General features: G+C 65.4%; 17 protein-coding genes. 9 read left to right on the top strand and 8 right to left on the bottom strand.

Going from position 1 to position 17,901, the window contains the following annotated elements; all coding sequences use genetic code 11:
* Positions 1-27: 27 nt before the first annotated feature.
* The gene (locus GY769_22170) at positions 28-807 is read right to left on the bottom strand and encodes a class I SAM-dependent methyltransferase (protein ID MCP4204624.1); all 780 of its coding nucleotides are present in this window, start codon (positions 805-807) and stop codon (positions 28-30) included.
* Between the two features lie 85 nt (positions 808-892).
* Between GY769_22170 and GY769_22165 the strand changes: the two genes are divergently transcribed.
* From GY769_22165 to GY769_22150, 4 genes are all read left to right on the top strand, one after another.
* Positions 893-2,239: a response regulator SirA gene (locus tag GY769_22165; protein ID MCP4204623.1), complete on the top strand. Its 1,347-nt coding sequence runs from the start codon at positions 893-895 to the stop codon at positions 2,237-2,239.
* Between the two features lie 73 nt (positions 2,240-2,312).
* Complete coding sequence (locus tag GY769_22160; GenBank protein ID MCP4204622.1) at positions 2,313-3,041, top strand: ABC transporter ATP-binding protein; 729 nt, start codon at positions 2,313-2,315, stop codon at positions 3,039-3,041.
* Positions 3,038-5,608 (top strand): ABC transporter permease, encoded by a 2,571-nt coding sequence (locus GY769_22155; protein MCP4204621.1) that lies wholly within the window; start codon positions 3,038-3,040, stop codon positions 5,606-5,608. The genes GY769_22160 and GY769_22155 overlap by 4 nt, the downstream gene beginning before the upstream one ends.
* Complete coding sequence (locus GY769_22150; GenBank protein ID MCP4204620.1) at positions 5,605-6,792, top strand: carotenoid 1,2-hydratase; 1,188 nt, start codon at positions 5,605-5,607, stop codon at positions 6,790-6,792. Before GY769_22155 ends, GY769_22150 begins: the two co-directional genes overlap by 4 nt.
* Here GY769_22150 and GY769_22145 read toward each other — a convergent pair.
* Genes GY769_22145 through GY769_22135 form a run of 3 tightly spaced genes read right to left on the bottom strand, consistent with a single transcriptional unit; the run spans position 6,765 to position 9,450 of the window.
* On the bottom strand, positions 6,765-7,799 hold the full coding sequence (locus GY769_22145; protein MCP4204619.1) for a DNA photolyase: 1,035 nt from the start codon (positions 7,797-7,799) through the stop codon (positions 6,765-6,767). The two genes, GY769_22150 and GY769_22145, sit on opposite strands and share 28 nt — an antisense overlap.
* Before the next feature lie 20 nt (positions 7,800-7,819).
* Entirely contained in the window at positions 7,820-8,623 is an 804-nt protein-coding gene (locus GY769_22140) for a 5'-methylthioadenosine/S-adenosylhomocysteine nucleosidase (GenBank protein ID MCP4204618.1), read from the bottom strand.
* Positions 8,620-9,450: a glycosyltransferase gene (locus GY769_22135; GenBank protein MCP4204617.1), complete on the bottom strand. Its 831-nt coding sequence runs from the start codon at positions 9,448-9,450 to the stop codon at positions 8,620-8,622. The genes GY769_22140 and GY769_22135 overlap by 4 nt, the downstream gene beginning before the upstream one ends.
* A gap of 74 nt (positions 9,451-9,524) precedes the next feature.
* Between GY769_22135 and GY769_22130 the strand changes: the two genes are divergently transcribed.
* Entirely contained in the window at positions 9,525-9,848 is a 324-nt protein-coding gene (locus GY769_22130; protein MCP4204616.1) for a PilZ domain-containing protein, read from the top strand.
* A gap of 883 nt (positions 9,849-10,731) precedes the next feature.
* On the opposite strand, the gene pruA is transcribed toward GY769_22130, so the two are convergent.
* Entirely contained in the window at positions 10,732-12,363 is a 1,632-nt protein-coding gene (gene pruA, locus GY769_22125) for an L-glutamate gamma-semialdehyde dehydrogenase (GenBank protein ID MCP4204615.1), read from the bottom strand.
* Positions 12,364-12,444: 81 nt separating this feature from the next.
* Here pruA and GY769_22120 point away from each other — a divergent pair, with 81 nt between their 5' ends.
* Together GY769_22120 and GY769_22115 are read left to right on the top strand one after the other, a co-directional pair.
* Complete coding sequence (locus GY769_22120) at positions 12,445-12,849, top strand: PaaI family thioesterase (protein MCP4204614.1); 405 nt, start codon at positions 12,445-12,447, stop codon at positions 12,847-12,849.
* Positions 12,850-14,589: a thiamine pyrophosphate-binding protein gene (locus tag GY769_22115; protein ID MCP4204613.1), complete on the top strand. Its 1,740-nt coding sequence runs from the start codon at positions 12,850-12,852 to the stop codon at positions 14,587-14,589.
* Positions 14,590-14,649: 60 nt separating this feature from the next.
* Here GY769_22115 and GY769_22110 read toward each other — a convergent pair whose 3' ends face one another.
* The 3 genes from GY769_22110 to GY769_22100 all read right to left on the bottom strand — a co-directional run bounded on the left by GY769_22110 (position 14,650) and on the right by GY769_22100 (position 15,714).
* Positions 14,650-15,006 carry a DUF423 domain-containing protein gene (locus GY769_22110; GenBank protein ID MCP4204612.1) on the bottom strand — a complete coding sequence of 119 codons (357 nt, stop codon included), beginning with the start codon at positions 15,004-15,006 and terminating at the stop codon, positions 14,650-14,652.
* Between the two features lie 16 nt (positions 15,007-15,022).
* Positions 15,023-15,202, bottom strand: coding sequence for a hypothetical protein (locus GY769_22105; protein MCP4204611.1), 180 nt, complete (start codon positions 15,200-15,202; stop codon positions 15,023-15,025).
* Between the two features lie 110 nt (positions 15,203-15,312).
* A complete protein-coding gene (locus GY769_22100) occupies positions 15,313-15,714 on the bottom strand; it encodes a BrxA/BrxB family bacilliredoxin (protein ID MCP4204610.1) in 402 nt (133 codons plus the stop codon).
* A gap of 394 nt (positions 15,715-16,108) precedes the next feature.
* On the opposite strand from GY769_22100, the gene GY769_22095 reads away from it, so the two are divergent.
* Positions 16,109-16,882 carry a glutamine amidotransferase gene (locus GY769_22095; protein ID MCP4204609.1) on the top strand — a complete coding sequence of 258 codons (774 nt, stop codon included), beginning with the start codon at positions 16,109-16,111 and terminating at the stop codon, positions 16,880-16,882.
* Positions 16,879-17,901 (top strand): alanine--glyoxylate aminotransferase family protein (locus tag GY769_22090; protein MCP4204608.1); only part of this gene is annotated, 1,023 nt, incomplete at its 3' end. The genes GY769_22095 and GY769_22090, both read left to right, overlap by 4 nt.

Below are 17,901 nucleotides of genomic sequence, written 5' to 3'. Positions count from 1 at the left end.
GGCATTCCTCTTGGGCCCGGCAGCGCCTCACCGCGCCTGGAGCAGCACGAGGTCCTGTTCGTTGACCGCCAGGCCGGAGCCATTGGACCACAGACCCGGGACGATTCGAGCGAGCTCGAGGCCGGCAGCCGCGGCGTACCCCGCGATGGTCTCTCGACTGTAAGCGATCACCGTGTCCGGGTACTCTCGGTCCTTCACGGCTACGCCCTCGTTGCCTTCGAAAAGATGGTCGAACTGGTAGTCGGCGGCGATCGTGCTCCCGGGCCCCTGGTAGAAGTCGAGCACGAAGAAACTGAACAGCGCTTTGCCACCGGGCTTGAGCACTCTCGCTGTCTGGCGAAGATAGTTCGTGACCTCGTCCGGCAGCAAGTGAGTGAAGACCGAGGCCGCGTAGACACAATCGAACGTGCTGCCGTCGTGTGGAAACGCGAACTCGCTGGCCGGGATGCTTCCGCCCGGGTTGTAGTGACGATTGTAGATGTCAACGTGGGAATACCTGAAGTTGGGCGCGATCGCAGTGATTCGTCGGACCGCCTCGTCGATCTGCTCCCTGTCGACATCGAAGCCGAAGTACCTCCCGGGACTGCGCAGATACTGCAGGAGCCCGCGAGAGGTCCGACCGTGGCTGCAGCCGATCTCGAGTATCGAGGAGTGTCTTTCGACGTCGCACAACAGTGGCAGGTACGCCAGGTACTCCCAGATCCATCTGTAGTAGTGGCTGATGGGCTCATTCGGGTCCTGCCACAGAGACCTCTCCGGAGTCAGTCGGTCTTCCTCCTCGCTGAGCCATGCCTTCGGCTTCGTCACGACCTCTTTATACTCGACCGAGCGGCTGGAAGGAACCGCTCCGAGAGAAAAACCTCGCGTTCGTGTCATAGAGTCTGAATCGGCCATGTCATCTTCAGTCGGCTCGATCGTCAAGCGCACCGGCAAGGTCGTCGCCTTCGACCGCGACAAGATCGCGATCGCCGTTTACAAGGCCGGCGCCAGTGTCGGACACCACGACCGCGATCTCGCCGACGCCGTGACCCAGAAAGTCGTTGAAGCGGTCGGCGCCACCTACTCGAGCGACCTGCCACCCACGGTCGAGAACATCCAGGACATCGTCGAGCGCGCTCTGATCAAGAGCGCGCACCCCAAGGCCGCCCTGATCGCCAGGGCCTACAACACCTATCGCTATGAGCGGGCACAGATTCGTGCGCTGACCGAGTCGGCAAAGATCGACAACATTCCGTACAAGATGATGTGGCACGCGCTTGACTGGAACGTCGAGCACGACTGCCACACGGTCGACAAGCTCAACCGGATCGTTCGCTCCGGCAAGCTACCGGACCTGATCGGCGCCGCCGAGCGCTCGTACGATGCGATGATCGAAGGCGCCGCCAAGGCAGTCCTCGAGCGCAAAGACGAGCTTCGCTTCGTCATCGTCGCCGGTCCGAGCTCGTCCGGCAAGACCACCACCACCATGAAGCTCCTCGAACACCTGGAGTCGCATGACGTCCATGTGATCCCGATGTCGCTCGACAACTACTTCTTCGATCTCGAGCTTCATCCCAAGGACGAGTTCGGCGACTACGACTTCGAGACCCCTGAGGCTCTGGATCTCAGACTGATCAATCGGCACCTCGCCGAGGTCGACGCCGGCAGACCCGTCGAGATGCCGACCTACGATTTCAAGACCGGCAAACGCACCGGTGAAACCACCCGCTTCGAGCCCGAGCCCGGAAGCCTGGTCCTGCTCGACAACCTCCACGGCCTCTACGGCGGCCTCACCGAAAGCGTCAAGGCGGAGCACAAGTTCAAGATCTACATCGAGACCGTCAGCCAGCTCAAGAACGTGAGCGGACAGTACATCCGCTGGACCGACATTCGCCTCCTTCGGCGCATGCTTCGCGACAGCCAATTCCGTGCCTATCCGCCGGAGAAGACGATTCTGCACTGGCACTACGTTCGCCGCAGCGAGCTCAAGCACATCATCCCCAACCAGGGGTCGGCAGACTTCAAGGTCAACAGCGCCCTGCCCTATGAGCTGCCCTTCCTGAAGCATCGGCTCTTCGAGTATCTTCCGGGTTTCCTGGAGAAATGGCGCGGCAATCAGAAGCGTCTCGACGGCTACATTCGCGCCCGCCGGATCCAAGACCTTCTCGAGTCCATCGAAGATGTTGCCGATGACTCGATGGTGCCGCCGACCTCTCTGCTGCGCGAGTTTCTCGGCGGCAGCGCCTACGAGGTCCACTAGCGAAGTCCACCAGCGAGGGCCATCGGGCGAGGTCTCCCGGCGCCGAGCCGAGCGGAGCTAGAATCGACCGGCCTTGAACGACTCCAGGTTTATCGAGATCCGCGAGCTCTCCAAGTCCTACCGGGAAGGCGAGCAGGTCCATGTGGTCCTCGATCGGGCCGAGATCTCGATCGCCGAAGGTGAGCTCGTGGTACTTCTGGGCAGGAGCGGCTCGGGCAAGACCACCCTGCTCAATCTGCTATCCGGTATCGACCTGCCCGACGCGGGCGAGGTCACGGTCGACGGCATCGCCCTGCACGAGCTCACTGAGCGCGAGCGAACGCTTTTTCGCAGACGACGAATCGGCTTCGTTTTCCAGTTTTTCAACCTCCTGCCGACCTTGACGGTCGAAGAGAACCTGCTGCTGCCGCTGGAGCTGTCGGGACGGCTCGACGATCGCGCCCGCCGACGGGCGCTCGACCTACTGGATCGGGTCGGGCTGGCCGGCCGGGAGCGGAGCTTCCCGGAACGACTCTCGGGCGGAGAGCAGCAGCGCGTCGCCATAGCCAGGGCGCTCGTTCACCGACCCGATCTGCTCCTGGCCGACGAGCCGACCGGCAACCTGGACGCCGATACCGGTCTCGAAATTCTCGAGCTTCTGGACACCATGACCCGCCAGGAGGGTCGAACGCTGGTCATGGCGACTCACAGCCGCGAGGTGGCCCGAGTTGCCGACCGGGTGTTTCGGATCGACCATGGCCGACCCGTCGAGATCGCTCCGGCGAAAGCGCCCCTTCCGGCACCCCCCCCGGCTTCCGGATGAAACCTCTGCTGATCAAGGCCGCCCTCGGGCACTTCAAGAAGCACCCGTTCCAGGCCGGCCTGGCGGTGATCGGCGTGGCCCTCGGAGTCGCCGTGTTCGTGGGTATCGAGGGCGCCAACGGGTCCGCCCTGCGCGCATTCGAGCTTTCCACCGTGGCTATCACCGGTCGCACCACTCACCAGATCATCGGCGAATCGGCGGGAGTCCCGGAGTCCTTCTACCGGAAGCTGCGGCTTGACCTGGGAGTCCGCTGGTCCGCTCCCGTGATCGAGGGCTTCGTTTCCCTCGTAGCCGACGACGACTCTCGCCCTCGATTTCGCCTGCTCGGAGTCGACTCGTTCGCCGAGGCCGCGTTTCGTGGCCAGCTCGAGGCCCGCCCGGGCACGGTTGTCGACCTGGCCGCCTTCATGACTCGACCCGGCGTTGTCCTCTCGGCTCCGGTCGCCAGCGTGAGATCGATCGGGATCGGCGACGAGCTCGGCCTGCTGATCGCCGGCCGGCTCGAGAGAGTCGAAGTCGTCGGTCTCTTCGAGCCTGCTAGCGACTTCGACCGGCAGGCCGCCGCGGACCTGCTGATCTGCGATATCTCGACGGCGCAAACGCTGCTGCGACTCGGTGACCGGCTCTCTCGCATCGACCTGATCGCCCCCAGGACCCGGGACGGGGCGTCGGCAACGGACCCGCTCGCCCCGATTCGAGCCGCGCTGCCGGCGGGAACCAAGATCGTTCGGCCCGAGCAGCGCTCGGCCGCCGCCGAGCAGATGACCCGGGCCTTCCGCTTGAACCTGCGGGCGCTCAGTCTCCTGGCCCTCCTCTGCGGCGCCTTCCTCATCTACAACACCATGACCTTCGCGGTCGTTCAACGCCGCCCGGCTCTGGGAACGCTGCGCGCGCTGGGCGCGACCTCGCGCGAGCTCTTCGCCATCGTGCTCTCCGAGGCCGCGGTCGTCGGTGGGATCGGGGCGCTCCTGGGTTGTGCAGTCGGGAGCGCACTTGCGCGCCTCCTGGTGGCGCGAGTCACTCAGACCGTCAACGATCTCTACTTCGCCGTCAACGTCAGGGAGGTCGCGGTACCCTCCGGTGTGCTCGTCGCCGGCTCCGTCCTGGGAATCGGCGCCGCACTCGTCGCGGCGATGGGGCCGGCCGCCGAGGCACTCAGGACCGTGCCACGCTCGGCCTTGGCTCGGGCCGAGCTCGAAGGCCGGACGCGTCGAGCCATCCCGGCAGTGACGGTCCTCGGTGCTCTGGTCGTAATCGCCGGAGCGACCTGCCTATCGCTTCCACTGACCGGGCTGATCTCCAGCTTCGCCGGCCTCTTCATGGTTCTGGTCGGCATGGCCTGCCTCACGCCCGCCACGACCCTGGTTCTGATGCGGCTTCTGACTCCGGGCGCCGGGCGGGTCTTCGGCAACCTCGGCAGGCTGTCGGCAAGGGGCGTCGTCGCCACCCTCAGCCGAACCGGGGTCGCCATCGCCGCGCTCATGATGACGGTCGCGGTGACGGTGGGCGTAGATGTGATGATCCGGAGCTTCCGTGGCACGGTCGACCGATGGCTCGCCTACTCGCTGCCCGCGGATCTCTACCTGACGTCGCAGGGCGCGCTCACCGACCGCTACACGGCCTCGCCGGCGGCGCTGTCCGCGGCCGACATCACCAAGCTGCGAGCGCTCGAAGGGGTCGCGCGAGTGACCACGGTACGCACGGCCCGGGTCGGTTCGAGCGTCGGTCCGGTGCGACTTCTGGCGCACGACCTGGGCCGGTTCGGCCAAAGCGCGTTCCGGCTCAAGGCCGGTGACGACGGAGAGGCCTGGGACGCCTACTACCGCGGCGACGCGGTCCTGATCTCGGAGCCGTTCTGGTTTCGGCACGGCCTCGAGCTCGGCGCCACTCTGAGCCTGGAGACGCCGGCGGGTCGGCGCGGCTTTCCCGTCGCCGGCATCTTCTACGACTACGCCACCGAAGAAGGCTCCGTGTTGCTCGCGCAGCCGAGCTATCGCGAGCTTTGGGGCGATTTCGGGATCACCGCGGCTGCCCTGTATCTGGGCACCGCGGATCTAGCGTCGGTCGAAACGGCGGCGCTTCGAACGCTCGGCGAGGACCGGGAGCTCGTGATCCGCTCCAACAGACTTTTGCGTGACGAGTCGCTCAGAGTCTTCGATCGCACCTTCGTCGTGACCGGGGTGCTGCGTCTGCTGGCGGTGCTGGTGGCGTTCGTCGGTGTTCTGGCCGCGTTGACCGCGCTCCAGCTCGAGCGTGGGCGCGAGCTGGGCGTCCTCCGAGCGCTCGGCCTGACGCCCAGGGAAGTGTGGACCCTGGTCACGACCCAGACCGCAATGATCGGTGCGGTCGCCGGGGTGTTGGCGATACCGGTCGGACTCACGATGGCCGCCATCATGATCCACGTGATCAATCGCAGGTCGTTTGGGTGGTCGCTGGAGATGACGGTGTCTCCCGAGCCCCTGCTGGCGGCGGTCGTCCTGTCGGTGGGCGCGGCGCTCCTCGCCGGCCTGTACCCCGCCTACCGGATGTCCAGAACCTCGCCGGCCGAGGCCCTACGCGGCGAATGAGATCGAAACCACGAGAGCTTTCGGCGCTCGTAGTCGCGGCAGGGCTCGCCTGCGCGCCGCCCACTGGCAAGACGCCGAACCGAGAGCAAATGACGCCGTCCGCCCCCGGCCGGCTCTCGGTCGCCGCCTCGCTGGGCGCCGGCGACACCACCGAGGTCGAGGGCTTCGCAAGAGCGCTCGAGCCGCGTACGCTTCTCTTTCCTGAGGACCACGGCCCCCACCCTGAGTACAGAACCGAGTGGTGGTATTGGATCGGCAACCTCGAGGCCGAAGACGGTCGCCGCTTCGGCTACCAGCTGACGTTCTTTCGCAGCGCCCTGGCACCACCGGCCCCGGACGACGAGAGCTCGGAGAGCTCGGCTACCTCGGACTGGGCGACCCGGCAGCTCTATATGGCTCACCTGGCGGTCGCAGACGTCGATGGCGACAGCTTCATGTCCTTCGAGCGTTTCAGTCGCGGCGCCTTGGATCTGGCCGGCGCACGGTCAGATCCCTTCCGGGTCTGGCTCGAAGACTGGTCGGTCGAGGCGAGCGAATCAGGCGAGGCCTGGATCGTGCGGGCGGCGGGCGGTCCGGTCGAGCTGCGGCTCACTCTCGACCCCGGCAAGCCGAGAGTGCTGCACGGCGATCGAGGCCTGAGCCGTAAGGGCACGGCCCCCGGGGCGGCCTCCTACTACTACTCGCGAACGCGCATGCCCACGCGCGGCAGCATCCTCCTGGGAGACGTCGCGCTCGAGGTCGAAGGGGCCAGCTGGTTCGATCGCGAGTGGAGCACGTCTCTGCTCGCCCAGGACGAGGTCGGATGGGATTGGCTCGGAGCGCAGCTCGAAGACGGTCGCGAGTTGATGTTCTTCCGGCTCCGCCGCCGCGATGGATCCAGCGCGCGCGCTGACGGCACGATGGTAGCGCTCGACGGCAACAGTCGGACTCTCGATACGCGGGGCTTCGCGCTCATACCGCGCGGAGACTGGACCAGCCCGGAGACCGGCGTCACCTATCCTGCCGCCTTCCGGCTCGAGCTGCCCGACGAGGGCCTTTCGCTCGACATCGAGCCGTTGCTGGCCGATCAGGAGTTGCGCCTGTCCTTCGTCTACTGGGAGGGCGCGGTTGCCATCTCGGGCACGGTCGCCGGCCAAGGCTATCTCGAGATGACCGGCTATGGGGACCGAGCCTCGCCGCGTTGAGCCGCGGCCACGCCGCCCTCGGGGGCACATGGGAACAGGACCTGCGCCGGAACGCGCCGCGCCAGCTCGGCATTCACGAACTCCGCCAATTCGCGCTCCAGCCCCGACCGATAGCTCACCACTCCGCCGACCGTCTCCAGCGCCCCGGCGAAGAGCCTCTCGTCGGGCATCAGCTTCGCCATCCGGCGGAAAAAGTCCGCTGGCAGTCTGAACGGACCGAAGCTGACCGAGTGCAGACTGGCAACCGGGACGACGCTGAAGACCCGATCGACGAGCCTCCGATACTCCTCCTCGAACCGCTCGCTCCAGAGCAGCGGATCGAAACGCACGCCCAGCCGCCAACCCCGTTCCGCCAGCTTGCGCATCGCGGCCAGCCTGTTCTCGATCGACGGCACGCCGGCTTCGAGCTTCCGGTGTGCCGCCTCGGGAGTGAAGCTGAACGCCACGACACAGTTCGCGATCGCCTCCGTTTCCAGCAGCGATCGAGTCTGCGTGCTCTTGGTCCGCAACTCGAGCCAAGCTTGAGGGCGGGCGGCGAAGAACGGCAGGAACCCCGAGGCAAAACCGGTCAAGCCCTCGAGGGCCAAGCTGTCGCAATCGTAGCCCGAGAAGAACCAGACGGCGTCGGATTCGGTTTCCGCCAGACGACTGTCGATCGCCGCAAAGAAGTCCTCATAGTTGACGAACAGAACGTAGTTCGCCGATCGATACATCCCTTGCAGGAAGCAGTAGCGGCAATCGTAGACACAGTTGAGCATGTGCGAAAAATAGAAGTTGTGCTCGCCCCCGACGCCGTATCCGGGTGGCGCGGGCAGCACGAGTCCGCGATGCTTGCGCGCCAGGATCAGGGCCGGCCGGAGTTTCTGCAAACGGAAATTCTGGGCCCTGCGATTGAAAACCTCGGTATAGCGCGCACACTCGACTCGCTCGGTTTTTGGCAGCCGGTCCAAGATCGCCAGTGATCGCGAATGCGCAGCGACTTCGCTCTCGAGATAGACCCGAGCCATCGAACGCGGGCCGCCCATGCCTAGAAGGCGACGCCTCCCCGCGTTACGCGCCTCTCGAGCGCCAGCAAGAGGCCGCGTGCGTCTCCCGCGCCGGAGAAGTCGTCGGCCGAGAAACCGGTCCCGTCATCGAGAACCGTCAGACGGCGCAGAAGCTCGAAGAGCTTGCGAGTCTGGCTGACCGTGAAATGCCTGCCGCTCATCCAGGGCTCCGGGTCCACCGGCACTTCCGCGAGCCCGTCGGCGACCGTGCGGGTCTTCGTGACCAGCTCCGAGACCGCCTCGGCGTGCTCCCCGACAAGCCTCGCCACATCCGCCGGTTTGAGTCCCCCGGCGGGTGCGCTCGGATTGTCAGAGACGATCTTCAAAACCTGTACCAATTCCACCAGAGCAAAGCGGGACGCGACGGCGAAGAAGGCCGACGCTTCCATGTCGTAGAGAGCATGTCGCGCGAATCGATTCTCGGGTTGATCCACGGTCACCACTTCAGCCGTCGGAACGCCGGGATCGAAAACCAGGCTCGGATACCAGGAGCGCCCGGTCGAATCGTCGGAGATCTTGTGAGCGAGCCACGCCGACCCGATCTCGGCGCTCGGGTGCCCAGCTATCCCGACGTTGATCCAGGGGCGGTTGCGCGGCGCGCCGGCTCGTGCGAAGACGAAAGACGTCGCAGCGGCGCTCGCGACGCGCCCCACACCCGAGACCACCAAAGTGATCTCCTCGCCGTAATAGATCCGATAGGGCGACGGAGCGTCCGAGCCCTTGAGGCCGAAATGCCTCACCAGCGGGCGCGCCTCGGACTGGAGCGCGGTAACGATGAAGGTCATGCGGCTTGAAACCTCGCGGCCAGCCGCTCGAGCCGCGCGACCTCCTCGGAGCGCCCCCTCTTGACCACACCCGACTTGTAGATCGAGATCTTCTCGAGCAGAGTCGCCACGGCAGCGGCACGGTCGGGGGCTGTCAACGGCGATCCGTCGAGCAGCTTGGCCAGCGCTCGAATACGATACCTGTCCAGGGCCTCGACCCTCCGAGACAGCTGGTCGGCGTGCCCGCCATGCTTAATCATCAGGGGCCGGTCGACGAAGAGCACCGGGTTCCTAGCCGTATACCGGAGCCAGAACTCGTAGTCTTCGCACGCCGGCAGACTCTCGTCGAAGAACCCGCACTCGTCGAAAACGGAGCGGTGCAAAAGCGTCGCCGACGGCGAGATCGCGCAGAGCGGCAGGCACTGCCGGAAGATCCAGCCGCCGGCCTTCCGGTGCCGCAGGCGTGGATTCACGCGAATCCCGTTGCGCATCCAGATCTCGTCGCAGTGGCAGAGTCTTTGAGCGGGGTCGGCCTCTAGCGCCGCGATCTGGGCTTCGAGCTTGCCCGGCAGCCACTCGTCGTCGGAGTCGAGAAGGGCGATCCACTCATGGCCGGCCGCCCGGACGCCGCGATTCCGCGCCGCGCTCACGCCCCGGTTCGGCTGGCTCAAAACCGTAAATCCCGGGAATCGCTCGGCGACCATCTCGCTCGTGCCGTCCTCGGAGCCGTCGTCGACAATCAGCACCTCCCGCGCGGCATACGACTGCTGTAGGACCGAGTTCAGAGCACGTTCCAGAGGCCCGACGCGGTTGTGGGTCGGGATCACGACCGAGATCGATGCCTTCATCGGCGGCTAGCGTATCCCAGCCGAGGCGGCGCGAGCGCCGCTGGAAATCCTGGTTCCGCTACAATCTGCCGTCAATGGCAGACAACCGTCGCATTGCTGTACGAGTCAAGAAGGCGCTCGACGTCGTCTACTCGAGCTCGTCGCCGCCGATCGAGGCCCGGCTGGAAGACCTGAGCGAAACCGGGATGTTCATCGAAACCTCTCACCCCCTGGAGGTCGGTGCCGAGCTCGAGTTCTGGATCGCTCTGCCGAGTGACGAGGCCGAAGCGCCGGTTACAGGCAAGGGCGAGGTCATCTGGACCGATCAGGCGGTCGGTGTGGGCGTGCACTTCACCCAGATCAGCGACGCGGACCGAGAGCGAATCAAGTGGTTCGTCGCCGAGGTCTTCTTCGGCTGATCGAGCAGTCTTACTCGGCGCCCATGAACGGATAGCCGAAGTCCTTGGGCGGAGAGAAAGTCTCTTTGATCGGAGCCTGATCAACCGGCGCTGCGGCGCCGTTCGACGGCAAGGCTCCATGGGACGGCGCGAGCACGAGGTCTGCAAGGGTCCGACTCGCGCCTGCGCGCCGCTCGCGCAAACCAGCCTTAGACTGCGACAAGCTTGCCGGCGCTCGCGTCGAGCCCCCTGAGCGCCTTGCCGTCGAGCCGGCTGGTCCTCGCGCCGGCGAGCGAGCGCGGTCTTCCGAAAGGGATGGCACCTCCAGGGCAACGGGGGCAGAACCTCGATCAGCAACTCGACGCCGATTCGCTCCGCGGTTCCTGGCACCTCAGAACAGGGGATTACTAGTCGCTGCGTGCTTTGGAAAAGGCGGCTCCGCCTCGGAGAAGCTCTCCAGCTCGCCTAAAGGACAGGACGATCGAGGCCGGTCACCTAACTCCACGAGTGCTGACTGCTGAAACTCTCAATGAACTGAAGTGTCTCGAGTTCTTCTCAGAAATGGGTCGCACCTGGCGGACATAGGCGCGAGGACCGGCCGGATCGGTAGCGACCCTCCCAGGGGGCTCGTCGCGAGCGCCGGCAAGATCCGTCGTAGGCCCCCGTCGACTTGCGCGAGCGACGCGCAGGCGCGAGCCCGACTTATGCAGCCCTCTTGCTCGCGCCGTCCCCTGGAGGGTCGCCACCGAACGGCCCCGCAGCGCCGGTCTTTCCGCGTCCCGCTCAAGAGACGGGTGGCACTTCCAACGCCGGGCGCCCATGAACGGATAGCCGAAGTCCTTGGGCGGAAAGAAAGTCTCTTTGATCGGAGCCTGATCAACCGGCGCAGCGCCGCGCGCCGACCCTAGTCCGCGCCCATGAACGGGTAGCCGAAGTCGGTCGGCGGCGAGAAGGTCTCTTTGATCGAGCGCTGGGAGGTCCAACGCAGCAAGTTCGCCGCCGACCCCGCCTTGTCGTTGGTTCCGGAGGCCCGAGCTCCGCCAAAAGGCTGCTGGCCGACGACGGCTCCGGTGGGCTTGTCATTGATGTAGAAGTTACCGGCGCTGTGTCTGAGCGCGTTCGACATCGCCTCGATCACCTTGCGATCCTGCGCGAAGATGGCTCCGGTGAGCCCATAGGGGCTCGTCTGGTCGCAGATCTCGAGAGTCTCCTCCAGCTCGTGGTCCGGGTAGACATGAATCGACAGGACCGGTCCGAAGATCTCCTCGCACATCAGGCGCGAGCCCGCGTCTCTCGACATGACGACCGTGGGCTCGACGAAGAATCCCTCTGACTTGTCGCCGGAGCCGCCCAGGAGCACCTCCAGATCCGGGGCCGTACGAGTGTGGTCCAGGTACTCCATGATGTTGTCGTATGAGCTCTCGTCGATCACCGCGCACATGAAGTTCGAGAAATCGAGTGGTGAGCCGGTCTTGATTCTGCCGACCTCGGTCTCGAGGCGATCCCTCAGCTCACTCCACATCGACAGTGGAATGTAGGCGCGCGAAGCCGCCGAGCACTTCTGCCCCTGATACTCGAAAGCGCCGCGGACCAGCGCGGTGACCACGGCCTGAACGTCAGCCGACTCGTGAACGAACACGAAGTCCTTGCCGCCGGTCTCGCCCACGATGCGCGGATAGGTCTTGTAGTCGGCAAGGCGCTCGCTGATGGTGCGCCACATCCCTTGAAAAACCGCTGTGGAGCCGGTGAAGTGCAGGCCGGAGAAGTGCGAGCTCGCCAAGGCCGGATCCCCGACCTGGCTGCCGCTGCCCGGCAGGAAGTTGATCACGCCCGCCGGCATGCCCGCCGCTTCGAGCACCCTCATCACGTAGTAACCGGAGAGAACCGAGGTCGAAGCGGGCTTCCACAGGACGGTGTTGCCCATGAGCGCCGGTGCGGTCGGCAAGTTGCCCGCAATCGAGGTGAAATTGAACGGAGTCACCGCGAAGACGAAGCCCTCGAGAGGTCGGTAATCGACCCGGTTCCACACCCCGGCCGCCGAGTCGGGCTGGTCCTCATAGATTCTGCGCATGAAGGCGGGGTTGAATCGCCAGAAGTCGATCAATTCGCAGGCCGAGTCGATCTCGGCCTGGTAGACGCTCTTAGACTGGTTCAGCATGGTCGCTGCGTTGACGGTGTCGCGCCACGGACCGGCCAGGAGATCCGCCGCCTTGAGCAGCACCCCGGCACGGTCTTCCCAGGCCATCTCGGACCACTCTCGCCAGGCCCGCTGAGACGCCTCGACCGCATCGTTGACTTCGCTCTCACCCGCGCGGTGATAGACCCCCAGGACATGCTTCCGGTCGTGTGGGCAAATGACCTGCGCGGTGTTTCCGGTACGAACCTCCTCCCCGCCGATGATCAGCGGAATCTCCACCTCTTCAATCATCATGTCGGCGAGCCGTTCCTTGATCGCAGCGCGCTCGGGAGAGCCGGGCTCGTAGTCGCGAACGGGCTCGTTTCTCGGCAGCGGCGGATTGGCAATTGCGTTGGGCATCGAGTTTCCTCCGTCGGCGTATCGTACAACGGACGCATGACCGTCTGGACTCGCTGTGTGGGCTGCTAGAGTCGAACAGGAATGGATCTCAGGACCCACCCGGACATCGACCGGCGGCTCTGCGGCGAGCCGGTCGAGCTCGGCGAAGGCTTCGCTTCGGTCGAGCTCAAGGCAACGCCGGAGATGGTGGTCGACGAGCACAGACTCGTGCACGGAGGCTTCGTTTTCGGTCTGGCCGACCACGCGGCGATGCTCGCCGTGAACCACCCCAACGTGGTTCTGGGGCAAGCCAACAGTAGATTCCTCAAGCCGGTCCGAGAAGGCGAGATCCTCCTCGCGGTTGCCGAGATCGTCCGACGCGACGGCCGGAAGAAGACCGTACAGGTTGAGGTCCGCCGTGGGAACGACACCGTCATGAGCGCCGAGCTGGTCTGCTACGAGTTGGACCATCACGTTCTACAAGTCCCGAGCCCGCACGCCGAGTAGATCTTGATAGCCATGGACGGCGGTGATCGCATAGCTCGAGTTCTCACCCGACACGGCGTCCGATTTCTTTTCACGCTGTGCGGAGGTCACATCTCCCCGATCCTCGTCGCTGCCAAGCGGCGCGGCATTCGAGTCGTCGATGTTCGCGACGAGGCCAGCGCGGTGTTCGCCGCCGACTCGGTCGCCCGGCTCACGGGGATACCCGGGGTGGCGGCGGTAACCGCAGGGCCCGGGCTCACCAATACGATTACGGCGGTCAAGAACGCCCAGCTGGCGCAGTCCCCCGTGGTGATCCTGGGAGGAGCCACGGGCACGATCCTCAAGGGTCGTGGATCACTCCAGGACATCGATCAGCTCGCCCTGGTCGAGCCGCACGTCAAGTGGGCCGGCACGTCGTCACGGGTGCGGGACCTGGAACCGGCGCTCGAGAAGGCCATGTTCATAGCGGCCGAAGGCGTGCCCGGACCGGTCTTCCTGGAGTGCCCGGTGGATCTGCTCTATCCGGAAGAGATCGTGCGCAAGCTCTATCTCGATATGGGCGGCAAGGGGCAGAGCCTGTCGTCCCGCGCCCTGTCTTCCTACCTTGGCTGGCACGTCAACAGGTTGTTTCGAGGAGCCGGAAAGCCTCGTGCCGCCGAGTTGGGGATCCCGGAACCCGCGGGTCCGCGACCGTTCGAGATTCGCCGCGCCCTGCGGCGCCTGGGGCTCGCGCGACGGCCGGTGCTGATGGTGGGCAGCCAGGCTCTGGTGCGCGCGGAGCGCGCCGCCGATGTGGCGAAAGCGGTGGCACGGCTGGAGATTCCAACCTACCTTTCGGGCATGGCGCGCGGTCTCCTGGGACGCGGGCACCGATTGCAAATGCGGCATAAACGGCGCGTCGCTCTCAAGGAGGCCGACCTGGTCATCCTGGCGGGCGTCCCCTTCGACTTTCGACTCGACTACGGCCGCCAGATCAGTTCAAAAGCGAAGGTGATCTCGGCGAACCTGAGCGAGGAAGGCCTGAAGAAGAACCGGGATCCCGATCTCGGCGTCTGCTGTAACGCCGGCCGCTTCCTCGAAGCGCTGGCGACCGAGGCTCCGCGAAGCGTAGACCGAAGCGAATGGCTCGGACGCCTGCGCGAGCGCGACCTCGCGCGCGAACAGGACATCGCCGAACGGGCCACCGAGCCCACCGGCCATATCAACCCCTTGGCCCTGTGCCGGGAGATCGACACCCATCTCGATTCCAACAGCGTTCTGGTGGCCGACGGCGGAGACTTCGTGGCCACTGCCTCCTATTCCGTGTCGCCGCGGGGTCCGCTGTCTTGGCTGGATCCCGGGGTCTTCGGAACTCTCGGTGTCGGCGGCGGCTTCGCTCTCGGCGCCAAGCTCTGCCGGCCCGGGGCCGAGGTCTGGATCATCTACGGAGACGGCTCCGCGGCCTACTCGATCGCCGAGTTCGACACTTACGTCCGGCACGAACTGCCGGTAATCGCCGTGGTCGGGAACGACGCCTCCTGGGCCCAGATCGCCAGGGAGCAGATCGAGATCCTCGAAGACGACGTCGGAACCGTGCTCCGGCGCAGCGACTACCACGTCGTGGCCGAGGGATTCGGCGGCAAAGGGCTCCTCCTGGACTCCCCGGACAAGATCGCGCCGACTCTGGCCGCTGCCAAGGCGGAGGCCGCTCGGGGACGGCCGGTGCTGATCAACGCTCTGCTCGGCAAGAGCGACTTCCGCAAGGGCTCGATCTCGATGTAGCCGGGGACACCATTCTGTTGGTGTCTCCTCCCGACTCTGTGTATCGAGGCGTCCCCCCGATCAGCGCCAGGCCGCGATCGCGAACAGGACAAAGCCGACGATCATGAGCAGGCCGCCGATCGGGGTCACGGCTCCGAGCCAACGGGGCGAGCCCAGCGCCAGAGCGAACACGGTACCGCTGAAAACCAGCGTGCCGAGGAACAACGACCAGCCCGGTGCCGCCACAGGCTGAGCGAGCACTTTCCCGCCGAGTCCTACCAGCGACAGCCCGAGGCCGCCATACATCAGGTAGCGAGCCGCCGTCTCCCAAAGGGTAAGGCTGTCCGCTGCCAGCCGAGCGGCCAGCGCGTGCGCTCCAAAGGCGCCGGCGACGATCGAAGCCGCGCAGAGGAGCGCTCCGGCCACAAGCCAGTTCATCACATTGCCTCGCCGCCTAACCGGCGCCGGGTGCCTCGAACTCGCCCAGCGGCCGGATCGACGTCACTTCCCGGCGTTCTACCTCAACTCTGGGTAGCCGGTTCCAGACCCCGAACTGAATCGCCCGTTTCAGGTAATCGCCCCGGCTCATCTTATCCGTCGGCCGGTGCATATCGGCATCCAGGAGAACGACCACGCGCTCATCCTCGTCTTCGCAGCGATCCCACGTAGAGGTCCTCCGCGGAGGTCTCGACCACGACGGTAATGCCGTGGAGCTCACTCTTGCCCTGGTGAAAGGTGCCCAACTCAGGAAACCGAGGCGCCGAGGTCCCGGGCGAAGGCCTGGGTCAAATCATCCGCCACCTCTTCGGCCGACCGATTCTCGATCCGGTGTCTGGGCACAAAATAGACCAGCTCGCCCTGGTTGAACAGAGCGATCGAGGGGCTCGATGGTGGAATGTCGGCAAAATAACCGCGCGCCCTGGCCGCGGCTTCGGCATCTTGACCGGCGAATACCGTCGCCAACCGATCCGGCTTGACTTCCGACTGAAGCGCCGCCCGCAGGCCGGGGCGCGCCTGACCGGCAGCGCAACCACAAACCGAGTTGACGACCAGCAACGCCGAACCGGACTTGTCGGCCATGAAGGCATCGACCTCTTCGGCGGTGCGTAGTTCCTGAAAGCCGATGGATGTGAGCTCGTCTCGCATCGGCTGGACAAGTAGAGGACTGTACACGTGCAATCTCCTTTTTCGCTGAAGGCGCCCGCAGTGTCGTCGCGGGCGCGGCCAATTGTATGACAGGAGCCGGACGACACCAGCCGGCGGGGCCAGTGCGTCGACGCGCCCCGCCAGGCGATTTACCAGGGGCCGGCTCGAGCTGGAAGGCCTTTGAGCGCTCGGCTCTCGCCTGCGCGCCTCTGGTCTCCTTGCCCGAGGCGTCCCCTGGCCGCTGCTCTGGCAATCGGCTCCTCCGCGCCTTTGGTCAGCCGCTCTCTCCTCCTACGCACCGCAACGAGTCCACTGGATCGCATGAGCCGAAAGGCTCGAGTGCTGGCAAGGCCGGGACCGGCTCTTCAGAACTTACCGCTGCTAGAATCGCCTGGTGCTGCGAGCGCGACAGACCATCCTGAGCTCGGCACTCCTGCTGGCGCTCGTCGCCTGCCAAGCCGCCCCCGCGGGCGAAGGCAACTGGTCGAGCGGACCCGCGACGAGTATGCTCGACGACCTGGTGAAGACCGCCGGCGAACGGCGTCTCACCGCCGCTTTTCTCATTGTCGACGGTGTCTACAACACCGAGCTCACTGCGCCTTTCGACGTCCTCCAGCACACGATTTACCACGCCCCGAACGGCCTCGGCATCGAGGTCTTCACCATTTCTCCCGACGGTCGGGCCGTGACCACGGCGGAAGGCCTGAACATCCAGGCCGACCACAGCTTCGCGAACGCGCCGGCCATCGACTTGCTCGTGGTTCCAAGCGCCGAAGCGAGTCGAGACAAGGACCTCGAACGCGAAGACCTTATCGAATGGGTCGCCGCAACCGGCGAGCGGGCGGGCGGGAACATGTCTCTCTGTTGGGGCGCATTCGTTCTCGCGCAGGCCGGCCTTCTCGACGACACCGCCTGCACGACGTTCCCCAGCGACTACGACACCTTCACCGAGCGTTTTCCGGCGCTCGACCTGCGTATCAACGTGTCTTTTGTTCACTCCGGAAAGACCATCACATCCCAGGGAGGGGCGCGCAGTTTCGACGCCGCGATGTATCTCGTCGACAGGCTGTACGGAGAGCAGGTTGCGGCTGGAGTCGGCGGCGGCCTGTTGATTCCCTGGCCGCCCGATGACGACTGGGTGCCCTATCTGGTTTCGGAGCCGAAATGAGTCAGCGATGGAAACTCGAGCCGCGGGGCCGCCTGCTGATGGGGCCGGGCCCATCCAGCGTTCATCCGCGCGTCTACGAGGCACTGGGTAAGCCCCTCGTCGGACACCTTGACCCCCAGTTCCTCGAGATCATGGACGAGCTCCAGACGATGTTGCGAGGGGTCTTCGCGACCGAAAACCTCCTCACCGTTGCCGTCTCGGGGACCGGCAGTGCCGGTATGGAAGCCGTTCTGACGAATTTGATCGAGCGCGGTGACGAAGCTCTGGTCTGCGTCAACGGAGTCTTCGGTAATCGCATGGCCGACATCGTCGAGCGGCTGGGCGGGGTCCTGCACAGGATCGATCGGCCCTGGGGAGAGGTCTTCGATCCGGCCGAGATCGAACGGGCACTGGCCGATCACCCCGAGATCGAACTGGTCGCGATCGTCAACGCCGAAACTTCCACCGGTGCGTGCCAACCGCTCGCCGATCTCGGCAGGATTTGTCGCGCCCACGAGGCCCTTCTGGTCGTCGACGCGGTGACGTCCCTGGGCGGCCAGGATCTTCGCGTCGACGACTGGCTGATTGACGCCTGCTACAGCGGGACCCAGAAGTGCCTGAGCTGTCCGCCCGGGCTGGCGCCGGTCACTCTCGGACCTCGCGCGGTCGACAAGCTCGATCGCCGCACGACTCGGGTCGCCAGCTGGTATCTCGACCTCTCCATGATCCGGAGCTACTGGAGCGAGGGCCAGCGCTCTTACCACCACACCGCCCCGATCTCGATGAACTACGCCCTGCATCAGGCGCTGGCGCTGGCATTGGAGGAAGGTCTCGGATCCAGGTTCGAGCGTCATCGGCGAAACAGCGCCGCACTGATGGCCGGGCTTCAGGCCCTCGGCTGCTCCCCGTTTGTAGCCCGGAAGCACCGGCTACCGATGCTCAATGCGGTCCATGTCCCAGCGGGCGTCGACGATGCCGCGGTTCGTCGGGAGTTGCTGAACGGCTACAACATCGAGATCGGCGGCGGACTCGGAGAGCTG

Source organism: bacterium, assembly GCA_024224155.1.
Lineage (GTDB): Bacteria > Acidobacteriota > Thermoanaerobaculia > Multivoradales > JAHEKO01 > CALZIK01.
Note: the sequence above shows the minus strand (reverse complement) of the source record. Positions and strands in the feature narration are given on the sequence as shown.